This is a genomic window from Pantoea sp. X-Soil-ISGK-285, assembly GCF_059730815.1.
In genome coordinates this window covers 703,704-722,050 of the sequence record NZ_AP035938.1, presented here as the reverse complement: position 1 = coordinate 722,050, position 18,347 = coordinate 703,704, and the positions used below count along the sequence as shown (strand labels likewise).

Sequence of the window (18,347 nt, the reverse complement as noted above, 5' to 3'; positions counted from 1 at the left end):
GACTAGAATGTGACGTTCTCAACGGGGTGCCGCCTGCCAACAGCAAGCAGCTGAGAGATACCCGTCGAACCTGATTCGGTTAATACCGACGTAGGGATTTGGGAGGCCTTTGTGCTCAGATCCTTTGCGACTCATCCCCTATTCTCCTGAAGGAGCGCAAAGTGTTAAACAAAGTTCTGCCGGTGCTGCTGTTACTCTCCGCCCCCGTTCTGGCGGCTAAGCCGGTTCTCACGGTCTACACCTACGACTCCTTCTCCGCTGACTGGGGCCCTGGACCGGCGGTTAAAAAAGCCTTCGAGGCGCAGTGCAACTGCGAGCTGAAATTCGTCACGCTGGAAGATGGCGTGTCGCTGCTGAACCGCGTGCGAATGGAAGGAAAAAACAGCAAAGCCGATCTGGTACTGGGGCTGGATAACAATCTGGTACAGGCGGCGCAGAAAACCGGTCTGTTTGCCGAAAGTCAGGTCGATTCCTCGACATTAAAACTGCCCGGCGGCTGGCACAACACCACCTTCGTGCCGTTTGATTATGGCTACTTCGCGTTTGTCTATGACAAAACCCGGCTGAAGAATCCGCCAAAAAGCCTGAAAGAGCTGGTCGACAGCCCGGAAAAGTGGCGGGTGATCTACGAAGATCCCCGAACCAGCACCCCCGGCTTAGGCCTGCTGTTGTGGATGCAGAAAGTCTATGGCGATCAGGCACCGCAGGCGTGGCAAAAGCTGGCGCAGAAAACCGTGACGGTGACCAAAGGCTGGAGTGAAGCCTATGGCCTGTTCCTCAAGGGCGAAGGCGATCTGGTGCTGAGCTACACCACCTCACCGGCTTACCACATCATCGAAGAGAAAAAAGAGAACTATGCCGCCGCGCCGTTTGCAGAGGGCCACTATCTGCAGGTTGAAGTTGCCGCGCAGTTAGCCAGCAGCAAACAGCCGGCGCTGGCACAGCAATTCATGAAGTTTATGGTGTCACCCGACTTCCAGCGCACTATCCCGACCGGTAACTGGATGTACCCGGTAATCGACACGCCGCTGCCTGCCGGTTTTAGCGCGCTCACTGTGCCCGCCACCGCCCTGCAGTTCTCGCCGGAAGAGGTTGCCAGCCAGCGTTCAGGCTGGATCAGCCAGTGGCAACGCGCCGTCAGCCGCTGATGCCGCGCTGGCTTATCCCCGGTTCGCTCGCCACGCTGCTGTTAATCAGCGTGGCGCTGCTGGCCTTCGGTGCACTCTGGAGCGCCGCGCCAGAGAATGACTGGCGCAGCGTGCTGCAGGATGATTACCTGCATCACGTTATCGCCTTCTCTTTTGGTCAGGCGCTGCTCTCCGCGCTGTTGTCGCTGCTGCCAGCGGTGCCGCTGGCGCGCGCGCTCTATCGACGCCGTTTCCCTGGCCGTCAGCTGCTGCTGCGTCTGTGCGCCATGACCCTGGTGCTGCCGGTGCTGGTGGCGGTATTTGGTCTGCTCACCGTCTATGGTCGTGTCGGCTGGCTGGCGCAGCTGTGCCAGCTGGCAGGGATTGATTACCACTTCTCTCCCTACGGTCTGTCGGGCATTTTGCTGGCGCACGTCTTCTTTAACCTGCCGCTGGCGACCCGCCTGATGCTGCAGGCGCTGGAGAGCATTCCGGCGGAACAGCGTCAGCTGGCGGCACAGCTCGACCTGCGCGGCTGGCACCATTTTCGTCTGCTGGAGTGGCCATGGCTGCGGCGTCAGCTGCTGCCGACCGGCGCGCTGATCTTCATGCTCTGTTTCGCCAGCTTTGCTACCGTGCTCTCACTGGGCGGTGGCCCGCAGGCGACGACCATCGAGCTGGCGATTTTCCAGGCGCTGAGTTATGACTACGATCCGGGACGCGCTGCACTTCTGGCGCTGATCCAGCTTGGCTGCTGCATGACGCTGGTGCTGCTCAGCCAGCGCTTCAGTAAGGCCATTCCCGCCGGAACCAGCCAGCTGAACGGCTGGCGCGATCCGCAGGATTCGCGCGGGGCGCAGCTGGTTGATGCGCTGCTGATCCTGCTGGCGCTGATCCTGCTGCTGCCCCCGCTGGCGGCGGTCATCATCGATGGTCTGCACGGCGGACTGCGCGGCGCGCTGGCGCAGCCTGCTCTCTGGCAGGCGACGTTTACCTCATTGCGCATCGCCACCGGCGCCGGTCTGCTCTGTGTGGTGCTGACCATGATGCTGCTGTGGAGCAGTCGCGAGCTGCGCCTGCGTCAGCGCCCGGCGGCGGCAACCCTTATCGACACCAGCGGCATGCTGATTCTGGCGATGCCAGGCATCGTGCTCGCCACCGGCTTTTTCCTGCTGTTTAACGCCACCATTGGTCTGCCGGCGTCGGCGGACGGGCTGGTGATCTTCACCAATGCGCTGATCGCCATTCCCTATGCGCTGAAAGTGCTGGAGAACCCGATGCGTGACGTCGCGGAGCGTTACGGCAGACTCTGTGATTCGCTGGATATCCACGGCTGGAACCGGCTGCGGCTGATTGAACTGCGGGCGCTGAAACGTCCGCTGGCCCAGGCGCTGGCCTTTGCCTGCGTGCTGTCGATCGGTGATTTTGGCGTGGTGGCGCTGTTTGGTACTGCCGATTTCCGCACCCTGCCGTTCTACCTTTATCAACAGATCGGTGCCTATCGCGGTGCTGACGGTGCAGTGACCGCGCTGCTGCTGCTACTGCTCTGTTTGCTGCTGTTCACCCTGATGGAAAAATTACCAGGCCGCCATGCTGACACTGAATAACCTCACGTACCTTTATCAGCATCTGCCGATGCGCTTTAGTCTCAACGCCACCCGCGGCGAGCGCATCGCGATCCTCGGCCCCAGCGGGGCCGGTAAAAGCACCCTGCTGAGCCTGATTGCCGGTTTCCTGCCGGTGAAACAGGGCACCCTGATGATTGACGGCCAGGAGCACACCCACAGCGTGCCGGCCAGACGGCCGGTTTCGATGCTGTTTCAGGAGAACAACCTGTTTCCGCACCTCAGCGTGCAGCAGAACATGGCGCTGGGATTGCACCCCGGACTGAAGCTGAGCGCCGGGCAGCGCCAGCAGCTTGCAGCGCTGGCCGATCAGGTGGGATTAGGCGATCTGCTGACGCGGCTGCCGGGCGAGCTGTCGGGTGGACAGCGACAGCGCGTGGCGCTGGCACGCTGTCTGCTGCGTGACCGTCCGGTGCTGCTGCTGGATGAGCCTTTTTCTGCGCTCGATCCCGCGCTTCGCGGAGAGATGCTGCAACTGGTGCGTTCGGTGTGTGAAGCGCGCAGCATCACGCTGCTGATGGTGTCGCACAGTCTGGAAGATGCCCAGCAGATTGCGCCGCGCAGCGTGGTGATTGTGGATGGCCGGGTTTACTGGGATGGCGAGACCCGACAGTTACTGTCGGGCGACACGCGGGAGGCCGAAGTGCTCGGCATCCCGCGTCGTTAAGCGATTCAGGCGAAGAAAACCTGCCACAGCAGATGACGGAAAATGGGCATCATCGGATGGAACTGAATGCCGACGAAAGCCGCGACGGCAATCACCAGCCCCAGCGGCCCTGCCCAGCGCAGGCGCTCAGGCGGCAGCCAGGCCGATGCCCAGTCGCGACTCTTGCCGCTGCGCCACCAGCGCCAGCATAACCAGACACCCAGCCAGATCAGCAGTGCTGCGCCGAGTAACAGCCATTTAAAGCTGCCGCCCTGCGCGGCTTTGGGCACATCGATCGCCACACCCGCCAGAATACCGGGCAGCAGATAGAGCGGCGGCCAGAGAATGCAGCCGATAATGTTCGGCGGCAGGAATTTACGCACCGGCAGCTCCAGCATACCGGCCGCCAGCGGGATCAGCGGACGCGTGGGGCCAACAAAGCGTCCGACCAGAATCGTAAACATGCTGTGCTGATGCAGGGCGTGCTCGGTTTTATCCAGCAGGCCTTTATACTTTTGCAGATACTTCCAGCGATGCAGCGGCCCCTGAAATTTCCAGCCGATGCCGTAGGAAACCCAGTCACCAATCAGGCAGCCCGCAAAGCCCGCCGCCCAGGCCGGATAAAGGCCAAGTTCGCCACTGCCGACCAGCGCGCCCAGACTGGCCATCATCACCGTACCTGGCAGCAACAGCCCGACCAGCGCCAGCGACTCCAGAAACGTCACCAGCGCAACGGCAAACAGCGCCCACTCCAGGGACTGCGTAATCAGTTGTTGAATCCAGGCTTCCATAATCATCCTAAGTAAAAGCAGAAGGCTGGATTGTCCTGAGCCAGCCACACAGCGTCAAGGCAAGAATTGTAGGACAATGTTGACAAAACCGGGTGGCGGGAACTGTATAAATATCCATGTTATACTGAAGCGGTTTTCTCATCCTGAAATGCTGAGTCCGGAGAACATCTGAATATGCCCCGTGCAGGTTTTCTGCTCACCCGCCACTGGCGCGACAGCCCGCATGGCACCGAAATTATCCTCTGGCTCGCGACCGATGCGGGCGCGCAGCGCGTGGTGCTGCCGGTGCAGGAGTCCGTCGCGTTTATTCCTGAGGAATTTCAGGCGCAGGTCAGCGAATTACTGAAAGATGAACGTCAGTTTCGGATTCAGTCGCTGGCGCTGAAAGATTTTCGGCGTCGCCCGGTTTTCGGCCTCTACTGCCAGCAGAACCGCCAGCTACAGCGCATTGAAAAACGGCTGCGCGAAGAGGGTATTCCGGTCTATGAAGCCGATATCCGTCCGCCGGAGCGCTACCTGATGGAGCGTTTTATTACCGCGCCGGTCTGGTTTGACGGCGAGCAGCGCGGTGACAGCGTGGTCAATGCGCGGCTCAAACCCCATCCCGACTATCGCCCGCCGCTGAAATGGGTCTCGCTGGACATTGAAACCACACAGCATGGCGAGCTTTACTGCATCGGGCTGGAGGGATGCGGTCAGCGCCAGGTCTTTATGCTCGGCCCGGCCAACGGTGATGCCAGCACGCTGGATTTCGAGCTGATCTATCTCGACAGCCGGCCGCAGTTACTTGAAGCCCTGAACCAGTGGTTTGCAGAGCATGATCCGGATGTCTTAATTGGCTGGAACGTCGTGCAGTTTGACCTGCGGGTATTGCAAAAGCATGCCGATCGTTACGGCATTCCGCTGCGCCTGGGACGCCAGCAGGCCGCGCTGGAGTGGCGTGAACATGGCTTCAAACCCGGCGTATTTTTCGCTCAGGCCAGTGGCCGGTTGATTATCGATGGCATTGACGCGCTGAAATCAGCGTTCTGGGATTTTCCCTCATTCAGCCTCGAGTCCGTGTCGCAGCAACTGCTGGGAGAAGGGAAAGTGATTGATAATCCCTGGCAGCGTATGGAGGAGATCAACTGGCGTTTTGCCAACGATAAACCGGCGCTGGCGCGCTACAACCTGAAAGACTGCGAACTGGTGACGCGCATTTTTCACAAAACGGCGATTATGCCGTTTCTGCTGGAACGCGCGGCGGTCAATGGACTGGCGGTGGATCGCCACGGCGGTTCGGTAGCGGCCTTTGGTCATCTCTATATTCCGCGGATGCATCGCGCCGGGTTTGTCGCCCCGAACATGGGTGATGTGGCCCCGGAAGCCAGTCCTGGCGGTTATGTGATGGATTCGCGCCCCGGCCTGTATGACTCAGTGCTGGTGCTGGATTACAAAAGCCTCTACCCGTCGATTATCCGCACCTTCCTGATTGACCCGGTGGGTCTGGTGGAAGGGCTGGCCCATCCTGATGATGCCGATTCGATTGAGGGTTTCCGTGAAGCGCGTTTTTCGCGGCATACCCACTGCCTGCCTGCGATAGTTGAACAGATCTGGCTGGGTCGCGAAGCGGCGAAAAAGCAGAATAATCAGCCGCTGTCCCAGGCGCTGAAAATCATCATGAACGCCTTTTACGGCGTGCTGGGCACCAGCGCCTGCCGCTTCTTTGATCCGCGGCTCGCCTCCTCTATTACGCTGCGCGGTCACGCCATCATGCAGCAGACCCGCACGCTGATTGAGGCGGAAGGCTACGACGTCATCTATGGCGACACCGACTCCACCTTTGTCTGGCTGAAGTCGGCGCACAGTGAAGAAGATGCCGCCGCGATTGGTCAGCAGCTGGTGCAGAAAGTGAACGCCTGGTGGCGCGACCATCTGCAGCAGACACAGGGGCTGACCAGCACACTGGAACTGGAGTATGAAAATCACTTCTGCCGTTTTCTGATGCCCACCATTCGCGGCGCGGAACAGGGCAGCAAGAAACGCTACGCCGGACTGATTCGTGACGCCGCCGGTGAGCGCATGGTCTTTAAGGGGCTGGAGTCGGTGCGAACTGACTGGACGCCGCTGGCAAAAGCGTTCCAGCAGCAGCTCTACCACCGTATCTTCCACCGTCAGCCGTGGCAGGATTATATCCGTACCACCGTGGCGCAGCTGCTGGCGGGTGAACTCGACGATCAGCTGATCTACAAAAAGCGGCTGCGGCGTCCGCTGAAAGAATATGAACGAAACGTGCCCCCGCACGTGCGCGCTGCCAGGCTGGCCGATGAGCACAATCGTAAATTAAACCGGCCCTTGCAGTACCAGAATGGTGGCCGGATCCGTTATGTCATCGCCACCGCAGGCCCCGAGCCACTGGAGGCGCGCAGCACGCCGCTGGACTATGACCACTACGTGACGAAGCAACTTCAGCCGGTTGCAGAGGGGATTCTGCCTTTTGTCGAGGGGGACTTTGCTACACTTATTACCGGACAGCTGGGGCTTTTTTGACAGGTGACGAACGTCCTGCCATCCAGTACCATAGCGCCCTTCCTGAAACTCACCGCTCTTAAGTACGCTCCAGGCCTTGTTGTCTGGCGGTAACGCTATTGCCTGAGCTTTGGGAACACCTCTAAAAACGTTAAAATTCGAGCAAAAAATATATGGTTTTTACATTAGGTCAGCGCTGGATTAGTGATACGGAAAGTGAACTGGGACTGGGCACCGTGGTGGCGATCGATACCCGCATGATCACCCTGCTGTTTCCGGCCACGGGGGAAAACCGCCTCTACGCCCGCAACGATTCGCCGGTTACCCGCGTCATCTTTAATCCGGGTGATACCATCACCAGCCACGAAGGCTGGCAGATGCGCGTCGATGAAGTACGCAACGAAAATGACCTGATGACCTATATCGGTACCCGTCTGGATACCGAAGAGAGCGAAGTGATGCTGCGCGAAGTCATGCTCGACAGCAAGCTGGTGTTCAGTAAGCCGCAGGATCGCCTGTTTGCCGGCCAGCTCGACCGGATGGATCGTTTTGCCCTGCGCTTCCGCGCCCGTAAATACCAGAGTGAGCAATATCGTCTGCCAATCAGCGGCTTACGCGGCATGCGCACCAATCTGATCCCTCACCAGCTGCATATCGCCCACGATGTCGGCCGCCGCCATGCGCCGCGCGTCCTGCTGGCCGATGAAGTTGGCCTGGGTAAAACTATTGAAGCCGGGATGATCATCCAGCAGCAGCTGCTGGCTGGCCGCGCCGATCGCGTCCTGATTGTGGTACCTGAAACTTTACAGCATCAGTGGCTGGTCGAGATGCTGCGCCGCTTCAACCTGCGCTTTGCGCTGTTTGATGACGATCGCTATACCGAAGCGCAGCACGACAGCGATAATCCGTTTGAGACGGAGCAGCTGATTATCTGCTCACTGGACTTCGTGCGCCGTAACAAGCAGCGTCTTGAGATGCTGGCCGATGCCGAATGGGATCTGCTGGTGGTCGATGAAGCGCACCATCTGGCCTGGTCAGAAGGCGAGCCCAGCCGTGAATATCAGGTTATCGAACAGCTGGCTGAGAAAACCGCCGGGGTTCTGTTGCTGACCGCAACGCCGGAGCAGTTGGGCATGGAGAGTCACTTCGCCCGTCTGCGTCTGCTCGACCCTAATCGTTTCCATGACTTTGCCGCCTTTGTTGAAGAGCAGCAGCATTTCCGTCCGATTGCCGATGCCGTCACCGCGCTGCTGGCCGATAAAGCGATCTCCCAGGAGGAGATGAACCGGATCAACGATCTGGTCGGCGAGCAGGATATTGAGCCACTGCTGCAGGTCGCCAACAGCGACCGTGACGGCAAGCTGGAGGCGCGTCAGGAGCTGATCTCCATGCTGATGGACCGCCACGGCACCAGCCGCGTGCTGTTCCGTAACACCCGTAACGGGGTTAAAGGCTTCCCGAAACGCGAACTGCACCAGATCCGCCTGCCGCTGCCTGCCCAGTATCAGACGGCGATTAAAGTCTCCGGCATTATGGGCGCGCGCAAAAGTGCAGAAGAGCGGGCGCGTGACCTGCTCTATCCGGAACAGATTTATCAGGAATTTGAAGGCGACAGCGGCACCTGGTGGAACTTCGATCCGCGCGTGGAATGGCTGATGGGCTATCTCACCACCAACCGCAAAGAGAAAGTGCTGGTGATCTGCGCCAAAGCGGCCACCGCGCTGCAGCTGGAGCAGGTACTGCGTGAACGCGAAGGTATCCGCGCAGCGGTGTTCCACGAAGGGCTGTCGATCATTGAACGTGACCGTGCTGCCGCCTGGTTCGCCTCAGAAGAGAATGGCGCGCAGGTGCTGTTGTGCTCCGAGATCGGTTCTGAAGGCCGTAACTTCCAGTTTGCCAGCCGTCTGGTGATGTTCGACCTGCCGTTTAACCCGGACCTGCTGGAGCAGCGTATCGGTCGTCTGGATCGTATCGGTCAGGCGCACGACATTCAGATTCTGGTGCCGTGGCTGGAGCAGACCGCACAGGCGGTGCTGCTGCGCTGGTATCACGAAGGGCTGGACGCGTTTGAACATACCTGCCCGACCGGCCGGACAATCTATGACAGCGTCCATTCGCAGTTGATCGGCTATCTGGCCGCGCCGGAAAACAGCGAAGGTTTTGATGCGTTTATCACCGACTGCCGTAAACAGCATGACGCGCTGAAACTGCAGCTGGAACAGGGTCGCGATCGCCTGCTGGAGCTGAACTCCAACGGCGGCGAATCGGCTCAGCTACTGGCCAATGCCATCAGCGAGCAGGATAACGACACCGGCCTGGTGAACTTCGCGCTTAACCTGTTTGATATCGTTGGTATCAATCAGGAAGATCGCAGCGATAACCTGATCGTGCTGACCCCTTCCGACCACATGCTGGTGCCCGATTTCCCTGGCCTGCCGGAAGATGGCTGCACCATTACCTTCAACCGCGATCAGGCGCTGTCACGCGAAGATACCCAGTTCATTACCTGGGAACATCCGCTGATCCGCAACGGTCTGGATCTGATTCTGTCGGGCGATACCGGCAGCAGCGCACTGTCACTGCTGAAGAACAAGGCGCTGCCGGTGGGGACGCTGCTGGTCGAGCTGATCTATGTGGTTGAAGCACAGGCACCGAAGCATCTGCAACTGACCCGCTTCCTGCCGCCAACGCCAATCCGTCTGCTGATGGATACCAAAGGCACTAACCTGGCGGACAAAGTGGAGTTCGAAAGCTTTAACCGTCAGCTGAATGCGGTTAACCGTCATACCGCCAGTAAACTGGTGAATGCGGTGCAGCAGGATGTGCATGCGATTCTGACCCAGGGCGAAGAGAGCGTGGTCAGCGAAGCGCGTGCGGTGATTGATGCAGCGCGTGCCGAAGCGAACGAGAAGCTGGGCGCAGAACTCTCCCGTCTCAACGCGCTGAAAGCGGTGAACCCGAACATCCGTGACGATGAAGTCGAGGCGCTGGAAAGCAACCGTGAACAGGTGCTGGAAAGTCTCGATCAGGCCAACTGGCGTCTCGACGCGCTGCGCCTGATTGTGGTGACACACCAGTAAGCTCAGGGGCCGCATGGCCCCTTATTTTTGGAAAGCCCCATGGAACCTTACAATCCACCGCGTGAACCCTGGCTGCACATCCTTTATCAGGATGCGCACATCATGGTGGTGAACAAACCCAGCGGTCTGCTCTCGGTACCCGGTCGGCTGGACGAACATAAAGATAGCGTGATGACGCGGGTTCAGCGTGATTTCCCGCAGGCTGAATCTGTCCACCGACTGGATATGGCGACCAGCGGCGTGATGGTCGTGGCGCTGACTAAGGCTGCTGAGCGCGAGCTGAAACGACAATTCCGTGAGCGGGAGCCTTCCAAGACTTACGTGGCCTGCATCTGGGGTCATCCGGCGAAGGAAGAGGGATTGGTTGACCTGCCGCTGATTTGCGACTGGCCAAATCGTCCGAAGCAGATGGTCTGCTTCGAGACCGGCAAAGCCGCGCAGACGGAATATCAGGTGCTGGAATATCGTGCGGATAACAGTGCGCGTGTTTCGCTGAAACCGATTACCGGCCGCTCACACCAGCTGCGGGTGCATATGCTGGCGCTGGGCCATCCGATTCTGGGGGATAACTTCTATGCGCATCCGGAGGCCAAAGCGATGGCGCCCCGTTTACTGCTGCATGCGGAGTCACTGACCATTACCCATCCGGCATTTGGTAATGCCATGACGTTTCGTCAGCCCGCCGATTTTTAAGGTTTACTGCTCGCCTGTCGCCGTGGCCTCCTCTGTTGCAGAAGCGGCCACGGAACATGGTGTTTACTTAAAGCCTTTCTCTTTGCGAATCAGATCGTACGCCGCCTGGATTTCCTGGGCTTTCTGCTTCGCCATCTCCATCATCTCTGGCGGCAACCCTTTCGCTACCAGCTTGTCAGGATGATGTTCGCTCATGAGTTTGCGGTAGGCGCGTTTGATAGTGGTGGCGTCATCGCTACTCTTCACACCCAGCACGCTACAGGCATCTTCCAGCGTTGGCCCGCGTTGCGCCTGCTGAAAACCGCCTGAACGGCGCTGACCACCGCCAAACTGCTGGCCACCTTCCATCATGCGCAGGAACTGATCGAACTGACCGCGTGAAATGCCCAGCTCTTCGGCAATCACATAGAGCACCTGTCGCTCATTAGGATGCAGTGAACCGTCGGCAAAGGCGGCCTGAATCTGGATCTCCAGGAACATCCGAATCAGATCAAACCGGCCAAAACAGGCGCTGCGCAGTTCACGCAGTTTGCTGCGTAACGGATAATCCGCCTGCTTGCCTTCGCGGAACGCGCGCTGGGCAGCCGTGCGAGAGTCACCGTGCAGCTGCATCCGCTCCATTAACAGCGAAGCAATCTGAATATCCGCTTCCGTGACGCGCCCTTTTGACTTGGTCAGATGGCCCATCACCTGAAAGGTGGTGCTGAAAAACAGCGTCTGTCGGGTCTGATTATTTGAGAAGTAAGCCTTGCCTTGCGCGCCGCGTACTTTGTCAATCATATGGCCAATGATCAAACCGATCACAATACCCCAAAAGCCTGCGCCGGAAAGTAATCCCACCGCCAGACCCACAACTTTTCCCCAGTAGCGCATAAACTCCTCAATTCGCCATGCTTGCGGCTGAAAATTGCATTATCATACCTGTCATTTATCTCAGCGCCTAACGGCAACGCTGACTGACCAGGATTAACACTGGCGCAACGCCGGGCAGTAAGTTAGTCTCTGACCCGATTGTCGGCATGATGCCAGTTTTCATGGAATTCTCGATACCGCGTATGAAAAAACATATACCTACTCTGCTGGCCACACTGATCGGCGCAGCCATTAGCCAGCAAGCCTTTGCCGACGATTTGATGTCGCAGTGTATGTTAGGCGTGCCGAGTTATAACCGCCCGCTGGTGAATGGCGATACGAATCAGATGCCCGTCACCATTCACTCCGACGCCGCCAAAGGGAACTATCCCAATGATGCGGTATTCACCGGTAATGTGAATATTGAGCAGGGCAACAGCCGTATGCAGGCGGATGAAGTCCAGCTTCATCAGCGTCAGCAGGAAGGCCAGACCGCGCCCGTACGTACCGTCGATGCGCTGGGTAATGTGCACTACGATGACAATCAGGTCATCCTGAAAGGTCCGAAAGCCTGGTCAAACCTCAACAGCAAAGATACCAACGTCTGGAATGGTCAGTACCAGATGGTAGATCGTCAGGGACGCGGCGTCGCAGATCAGATGAAGCTGCGCGGCGATAACCGCTACACCATTCTGGAAAACGGTACCTTTACCTCCTGTCTGCCCGGCTCCAACAGCTGGAGCGTGGTGGGTTCAGAGGTCATCCAGGATCGCGAAGAGGAAGTGGCGGAGATCTGGAACGCCCGCTTTAAGATCGGATCTGTTCCGGTGTTCTACAGCCCCTATCTGCAGTTACCGATTGGCGATCGTCGCCGCTCCGGTTTCCTGATCCCGAATGCAAAATATGGCAGCAACAACGGCTTTGAGTTCACACTGCCCTATTACTGGAACATCGCGCCGCAGGCCGATGCGACCATCACGCCGCACTACATGAGTAAGCGCGGCATGCAGTTTGAAAACGAATTCCGTTATCTGACCACGCTGGGTGCAGGTCTGGTTGAATTCGACTACCTCGGCTCGGACAAACAGTACGATAACGACAAAGCGGTGCGTGGCATCGCCGAAAATGACAGCTCCGATCGCTGGCTGTTCTACTGGCGTCATGCCGGTGTCTATGACCAGAACTGGCGTTTCAGCGCGGACTACACCAAGGTCAGCGATAAGTACTACTTCAACGATCTCGACTCGAAGTACTACAGCTCGACCGACAACTACGCCACGCAGAAATTCAGCATCGGCTATGCGGACACCAACTGGGACGCTACGCTCTCCACCAAAGATTTCCAGGTGTTCGGCGATACCACCAGCAATAACGTCTACCGCGCCATGCCGCAGCTGGACGTCAATCTCTATCAGAACGATATCGGCCCGTTTGATGGCCGGGTTTATGCCCAGGCGGTGAAGTTCACCAACGTCAGCAGCCGCTATCCGGAAGCGACCCGTTTACACATTGAGCCAACGCTGAACCTGCCGCTGTCAAACGGCTGGGCCAGCCTGGATACCGAAGCGAAGTTCCTGGCGACCCACTATCAGCAGACTGACGTTGATTTCTATAACAACGCAGCCAATGGTCTCAGGGGTGATAAGAGCGGCGAACTGGATGAGTCAGTCAACCGCACCCTGCCGCAATTTAAAGTTGATGGTCGTCTGGTGTTTGACCGCGATATGAACTCGGCGGTGGGTTACACCCAGACGCTGGAACCGCGCGTGCAGTACCTTTATATCCCGTATCGTAATCAGAGCAATATCTATCCGTACGACTCAACGTTGCTGCAAACCGACTACACCGGTCTGTTCCGCGATCGTACTTATAGCGGCCTGGATCGCATCGCTTCCGCCAATGAAGTGGCTACCGGCGTCACCTCGCGTATTTATGATAACGATCTGGTTGAACGTTTTAACGTTTCTGTAGGTCAAATCTACTCGTTTACCCCTTCTCGTACTGGTGTGAATCAAACCAGTAAAGAAGATGATACCGGCAGCCTGATCTGGGCTGGCGATACATACTGGAAAATCAGCGATCGCTGGGGCGTCCGTGGTGGGCTGCAATATGACACCAAACTCGACAACGTTTCACAGGGCAATACCGTACTGGAATACCGTCGTGATGCCGACCGCATGGTGCAGCTGAGCTACCGTTACAGCAGCCCGGAGTATGTTGCGACCGCGCTGAACGATAGCAGCCTGGTCACGAATCCTATCTACAAAAATGGGATTTCACAGGTAGGTACTACGGCCAGCTGGCCGATTGCCGACGCATGGTCTGTGGTAGGCGCTTACTACTACGATACCCGCAACACGCGTCCGGCTTCACAACTGGTTGGCCTGCAATACAGCTCATGCTGTTACGCTATCCGGGTCGGTTATGAACGCAAAATTAACGGTTGGGAAAACAACGACAGTAAGTATGACAACCAAATCTCATTCAACATTGAGCTGCGTGGTCTGAGTCCGAACTATGGCTTAGGCACCAACGATATGCTGCGTCAGGGCATTATCCCTTACCAGCCTGCTTTCTGATGTTGTGATGTTTGACAGGCAATCCCGCAGTGCGGAACCAACAATGGATAAAGTATGAAGAACTGGAGAATGCTGATTCTTGGTGTGGCAATCAGTGCCAACACCGCGTTCGCAGCACCACAAGTCGTTGATAAAGTTGCAGCCGTGGTCAATAACGGCGTGGTTCTTGAGAGTGACGTGGATGGCATGATGAGCACCGTTAAATCTCAGGCCCAGCAGGCTGGTCAGCAGTTGCCGGATGATAAAACGTTGCGCCATCAGATTCTGGAACGTCAGATCATGGACAACATCATCCTGCAGATGGGTGATAAAGCGGGAATTCAGATCAGCGACGAGCAGCTGGACCAGGCTATTCAGAACATCGCTGCGCAGAACAAGATGAGCCTTGATCAGCTGCGTAGCCGTCTGGCTTATGACGGCATGAACTACAGCGTGTATCGTTCTCAGATCCGCAAAGAGATGACTATCGCCGAAGTGCGCAACAACGAAGTGCGTCGTCGTGTCACGATTCTGCCGCAGGAAGTGGATACGCTTGCTACCCAGATCGGCTCTCAGAACAGCCAGGGTACTGAACTGAACGTCAGTCATATTCTGCTGCCGCTGCCGGAAAACCCGACGCAACAGCAGGTTGATGAGCAGGAAACGCTGGCGAAACAGCTGGTTGGCGAACTGAAAAATGGCGCTGACTTCGGCAAGATGGCCGTGACCTACTCTGCCGACTCCCAGGCGCTGAAAGGCGGCAACATGGGCTGGGGTAAAATCGAAGAGTTACCGACCCTGTTTGCTCAGGCACTCTCAAGCGCCAAAAAAGGCGATATCGTCGGGCCGGTGCGCTCTGGTGTGGGCTTCCACATCCTGAAAGTGAACGACCTGCGTGGCGAGAGCAAAAATGTCTCGGTCACCGAAGTCCATTCGCGTCACATTCTGCTGAAGCCATCGCCGATCCTGACAGACGATCAGGCACGCGCACAGCTGGAGCAGATTGCTAACGATATCCGCAGTGGCAAAACCACCTTTGCGGCGGCGGCTAAACAGTATTCTGACGATCCGGGTTCGGCGAACCAGGGCGGCGACCTCGGCTGGACCTCTCCGGAAGTCTTTGACCCGGCGTTCCGTGACGCGCTGCTGCGCCTGCAGAAAGGCCAGACCAGCCAGCCGGTTCACTCCTCTTTCGGCTGGCATCTGATTCAGTTGCTGGATACCCGTCAGGTGGATAAAACCGATGCGGCCCAGAAAGAGCGTGCTTACCGTATGCTGTTTAACCGTAAGTTCGCGGAAGAAGCGCAGACCTGGATGCAGGAACAACGTGCCAGTGCCTACGTGAAGATTCTGGATGGCAATGCGCAGTAATGCCCGTGTGGTGATCACGCCCGGCGAACCTGCCGGGATTGGTCCCGATCTTACCGTTCAGCTGGCCCAGCAGTCGTGGCCGGTTGAACTGGTGGTCTGCGCCTCGCCTGCCCTGTTGCAGCAGCGTGCGGCGCAACTCGGTCTGCCGCTGACGCTGCGGCCCTACCAGCCTGATGTGGCAGCCGAGCCACAGCAGGCGGGTACACTGACTATCCTGCCAATTGAAACGGCAGCGCCGGTCACACCCGGCGAGCTTTGTGTTGCCAACAGCGACTATGTGCTGGCCACGCTGACGCGCGCCTGCGACGGTTGTCTCGACGGTGAATTCGCTGCCCTGATTACCGGCCCGGTGCATAAAGGCGTGATTAACGATGCCGGCATCGCCTTTACCGGCCATACCGAATTCTTCGCCGATCGCGCAGGCGGCCATCGGGTGGTCATGATGCTGGCGACAGAAGAGCTACGAGTCGCACTGGCCACCACCCATCTGCCGCTGAAAGATGTGCCCGCTGCGGTAACCCGTGAATGTCTGCATGAAGTGATTACGATTCTGCATCGTGATCTGCAGCAGAAGTTTGCGATTGCCGAGCCGCATATTTACGTCTGTGGTCTTAACCCTCATGCCGGCGAAAGCGGTCACATGGGTCGGGAAGAGATCGAGACCATCACGCCGGCACTCAATGAACTGCGTCAGCAGGGCATTAATCTGACCGGCCCGCTGCCTGCGGACACCCTTTTCCAGCCCAAATATCTGCAATACGCCGATGCGGTGCTGGCGATGTATCACGACCAGGGCCTGCCGGTACTCAAATTTCAGGGGTTTGGCCGGGCGGTAAATATCACCCTGGGCCTGCCCTTTATCCGGACTTCAGTTGACCACGGCACCGCGCTTGAACTCGCTGGCCTGGGTCAGGCTGAACCGGGCAGCTTCATCACGGCGCTTAACCTCGCCATCACTATGATCAAGAGCAGTAATGAATAATCGCGTCCATCAGGGGCACTACGCCCGTAAACGTTTCGGGCAGAACTTCCTGAACGATCAGTACATTATCGACAGCATTGTCTCTGCCATCCATCCTCAGCGCGACGAAGCGCTGGTGGAGATCGGCCCAGGCCTGGGTGCCTTAACCGAGCCGGTAGGCGAACGCCTCGATAAATTAACGGTGATAGAGCTGGACCGCGATCTCGCTGCGCGTCTGGAAACGCATCCGTTCCTTGGCCCGAAACTGACTATCTTCCAGCAGGATGCCATGACCTTCGACTTCGCCGCGCTGGCGCAGGAGAGAGGCCAGCCGCTGCGGGTATTTGGTAACCTGCCGTACAATATTTCGACCCCGCTGATGTTCCACCTTTTCAGCTATACTGGTTCGATCAAAGATATGCACTTCATGCTGCAGAAAGAGGTGGTTAATCGTCTGGTTGCCGGTCCGGGTAACAAGACCTACGGTCGCCTGACGGTGATGGCACAGTACTACTGCCAGATCATTCCGGTGCTGGAAGTGCCTCCGCACTCTTTCACGCCACCACCGAAAGTGGACTCTGCCGTGGTGCGTCTGGTGCCGTATGCCGAGCCGCCGTATCCGGTCAGCGATGTGCGTATCCTGAGCCGCATTACCACTGAAGCGTTCGGCCAGCGTCGTAAAACGCTGCGCAACAGCCTGAGCCACATGGTGGCCGCCGGTGCGCTGGAAGAGTTATCCATAGATCCAACCCTGCGTGCCGAGAACGTCTCGGTGGCGCAATATTGTCAGCTGGCGAACTGGCTGGCGAATCATCAGGGAAAATCGCAGGAGTAAGTCATGAGTGAAACGGCCCGCGTCTCCGTCCATGTGCAAAGCCAGTACGTCGCCTCACAATCCTCACCGGATGATGATCGCTACGTCTTCGCCTATACCATTACGATACGCAATCTGGGCCGTTCCTCAGTGCAACTGCTGGGACGCTACTGGTTGATTACCAACGGTAACGGCCGCGAAACGGAAGTTCAGGGTGAAGGCGTGGTCGGTGAACAGCCGCTTATCGCGCCAGGCAATGAATTTCAGTACACCAGCGGTGCCGTGATCGAAACACCGATGGGCACCATGCAGGGGCACTATGTGATGGTCGACGAACAGGGCGACACCTTTCACGTAGAGATCCCGGTGTTCCGCCTCGCCATTCAGACCCACATTCATTGATTCACACGCTTTTTGCCCGTTAAGTCGGGCACCTTCCTGATGGATAAAACGTTATGAGCACATACCTGATTGGCGACGTTCACGGTTGCTACGATGAATTACGTGCATTGCTGCAACAGGTCGACTTCAATCCTGAACAGGATACCCTGTGGCTGACTGGCGACTTAGTGGCGCGCGGTCCTGGCTCACTGGAAGTCTTACGCTACGTAAAATCGCTGGGCGATGCGGTGCGTCTGGTGCTGGGCAATCACGATTTGCATCTGCTGGCGGTCTACGCCGGCATCAGCCGTAACAAGCCTAAAGATCGCCTGACCCCGTTGCTGGAAGCGGATGATGCGGATGAGCTGATCAACTGGCTGCGTCGTCAGCCGCTGTTACAGGTTGATGAAGAGAAAAAGCTGGTGATGGGACACGCCGGTATCACGCCGCAATGGGATATTGAGACCGCGAAAAAGTGCGCGCGTGAAGTCGAAGCGGTTCTCGCCAGCGACAGTTATCCGCTGTTCCTGGATGCCATGTATGGCGACATGCCGAACAACTGGAGTGAAGATCTGACCGGCCTGGCGCGTCTGCGCTTCAGCACCAACGCCCTCACCCGCATGCGCTACTGCTTCCCTAACGGCCAGCTGGACATGATCTGCAAAGATGCCCCGGAATCGGCGCTTCCGCCGCTGAAACCCTGGTTTAACATTGAGGGGCCGGTCGCACGTGACTACACCATCGTCTTTGGTCACTGGGCCTCGCTGGAAGGCAAAGGCACGCCAGAGGGCATTATCGGGCTGGATACCGGCTGCTGCTGGGGCGGAACGCTGACCCTGCTGCACTGGGAGACACAACGCTATGTGGTGCAACCCTCTAATCGCGAAAAAGCCCTGGCCTCCAGCGAAAGTCTGGCACCGCCCACGCTATAACGGCGATG

The 18,347-nt window shown here is 57.8% G+C and carries 14 protein-coding genes and 1 riboswitch; of the genes, 12 read left to right on the top strand and 2 right to left on the bottom strand.

Going from position 1 to position 18,347, the window contains the following annotated elements:
* The first annotated feature begins 12 nt into the window (after positions 1–12).
* Positions 13–115: riboswitch (TPP riboswitch) on the top strand.
* 46 nt (positions 116–161) lie between these two features.
* From thiB to thiQ, 3 genes are read left to right on the top strand one after another with little or no spacing between them, the layout of a single operon-like run.
* Entirely contained in the window at positions 162–1,148 is a 987-nt protein-coding gene (gene thiB / locus AC6I8B_RS03270; protein WP_010253828.1) for a thiamine ABC transporter substrate binding subunit, read from the top strand.
* Positions 1,124–2,734 (top strand): thiamine/thiamine pyrophosphate ABC transporter permease ThiP, encoded by a 1,611-nt coding sequence (gene thiP, locus AC6I8B_RS03265; RefSeq protein WP_163763219.1) that lies wholly within the window; start codon positions 1,124–1,126, stop codon positions 2,732–2,734. Before thiB ends, thiP begins: the two co-directional genes overlap by 25 nt.
* Positions 2,718–3,419 (top strand): thiamine ABC transporter ATP-binding protein ThiQ, encoded by a 702-nt coding sequence (thiQ, locus tag AC6I8B_RS03260; RefSeq protein ID WP_022625397.1) that lies wholly within the window; start codon positions 2,718–2,720, stop codon positions 3,417–3,419. The genes thiP and thiQ overlap by 17 nt, the downstream gene beginning before the upstream one ends.
* Before the next feature lie 5 nt (positions 3,420–3,424).
* Here the strand turns inward: thiQ and AC6I8B_RS03255 are convergent, their stop codons facing one another.
* Positions 3,425–4,189 (bottom strand): DedA family protein, encoded by a 765-nt coding sequence (locus tag AC6I8B_RS03255; protein ID WP_010253821.1) that lies wholly within the window; start codon positions 4,187–4,189, stop codon positions 3,425–3,427.
* A gap of 168 nt (positions 4,190–4,357) precedes the next feature.
* Here AC6I8B_RS03255 and polB point away from each other — a divergent pair, with 168 nt between their 5' ends.
* The 3 genes from polB (at position 4,358) to rluA (ending at position 10,470) form a co-directional block, all read left to right on the top strand.
* The gene (gene polB / locus AC6I8B_RS03250; protein ID WP_497817736.1) at positions 4,358–6,718 is read left to right on the top strand and encodes a DNA polymerase II; all 2,361 of its coding nucleotides are present in this window, start codon (positions 4,358–4,360) and stop codon (positions 6,716–6,718) included.
* 152 nt (positions 6,719–6,870) lie between these two features.
* On the top strand, positions 6,871–9,777 hold the full coding sequence (gene rapA, locus AC6I8B_RS03245; protein ID WP_010253817.1) for an RNA polymerase-associated protein RapA: 2,907 nt from the start codon (positions 6,871–6,873) through the stop codon (positions 9,775–9,777).
* A 39-nt stretch (positions 9,778–9,816) separates the two neighbouring features.
* Positions 9,817–10,470: a bifunctional tRNA pseudouridine(32) synthase/23S rRNA pseudouridine(746) synthase RluA gene (gene rluA, locus AC6I8B_RS03240; RefSeq protein ID WP_010253813.1), complete on the top strand. Its 654-nt coding sequence runs from the start codon at positions 9,817–9,819 to the stop codon at positions 10,468–10,470.
* Between the two features lie 63 nt (positions 10,471–10,533).
* Here the strand turns inward: rluA and djlA are convergent, their stop codons facing one another.
* Positions 10,534–11,343, bottom strand: coding sequence for a co-chaperone DjlA (gene djlA / locus AC6I8B_RS03235; protein WP_157353433.1), 810 nt, complete (start codon positions 11,341–11,343; stop codon positions 10,534–10,536).
* Positions 11,344–11,525: 182 nt separating this feature from the next.
* Here djlA and lptD point away from each other — a divergent pair, with 182 nt between their 5' ends.
* Genes lptD through apaH form a run of 6 tightly spaced genes read left to right on the top strand, consistent with a single transcriptional unit; the run spans position 11,526 to position 18,339 of the window.
* Positions 11,526–13,901 carry an LPS assembly protein LptD gene (gene lptD, locus AC6I8B_RS03230; protein ID WP_157353434.1) on the top strand — a complete coding sequence of 792 codons (2,376 nt, stop codon included), beginning with the start codon at positions 11,526–11,528 and terminating at the stop codon, positions 13,899–13,901.
* Positions 13,902–13,955: 54 nt separating this feature from the next.
* Positions 13,956–15,251 (top strand): peptidylprolyl isomerase SurA, encoded by a 1,296-nt coding sequence (gene surA / locus AC6I8B_RS03225; RefSeq protein WP_010253800.1) that lies wholly within the window; start codon positions 13,956–13,958, stop codon positions 15,249–15,251.
* Positions 15,241–16,233 (top strand): 4-hydroxythreonine-4-phosphate dehydrogenase PdxA, encoded by a 993-nt coding sequence (gene pdxA / locus AC6I8B_RS03220; protein WP_124889686.1) that lies wholly within the window; start codon positions 15,241–15,243, stop codon positions 16,231–16,233. The genes surA and pdxA overlap by 11 nt, the downstream gene beginning before the upstream one ends.
* The gene (rsmA, locus tag AC6I8B_RS03215) at positions 16,226–17,047 is read left to right on the top strand and encodes a 16S rRNA (adenine(1518)-N(6)/adenine(1519)-N(6))-dimethyltransferase RsmA (protein WP_003854805.1); all 822 of its coding nucleotides are present in this window, start codon (positions 16,226–16,228) and stop codon (positions 17,045–17,047) included. Before pdxA ends, rsmA begins: the two co-directional genes overlap by 8 nt.
* Before the next feature lie 3 nt (positions 17,048–17,050).
* Positions 17,051–17,428 carry a Co2+/Mg2+ efflux facilitator ApaG/CorD gene (gene apaG / locus AC6I8B_RS03210; RefSeq protein WP_003854807.1) on the top strand — a complete coding sequence of 126 codons (378 nt, stop codon included), beginning with the start codon at positions 17,051–17,053 and terminating at the stop codon, positions 17,426–17,428.
* A 53-nt stretch (positions 17,429–17,481) separates the two neighbouring features.
* Positions 17,482–18,339, top strand: coding sequence for a bis(5'-nucleosyl)-tetraphosphatase (symmetrical) ApaH (gene apaH / locus AC6I8B_RS03205; RefSeq protein ID WP_033787393.1), 858 nt, complete (start codon positions 17,482–17,484; stop codon positions 18,337–18,339).
* Positions 18,340–18,347: the final 8 nt, after the last annotated feature.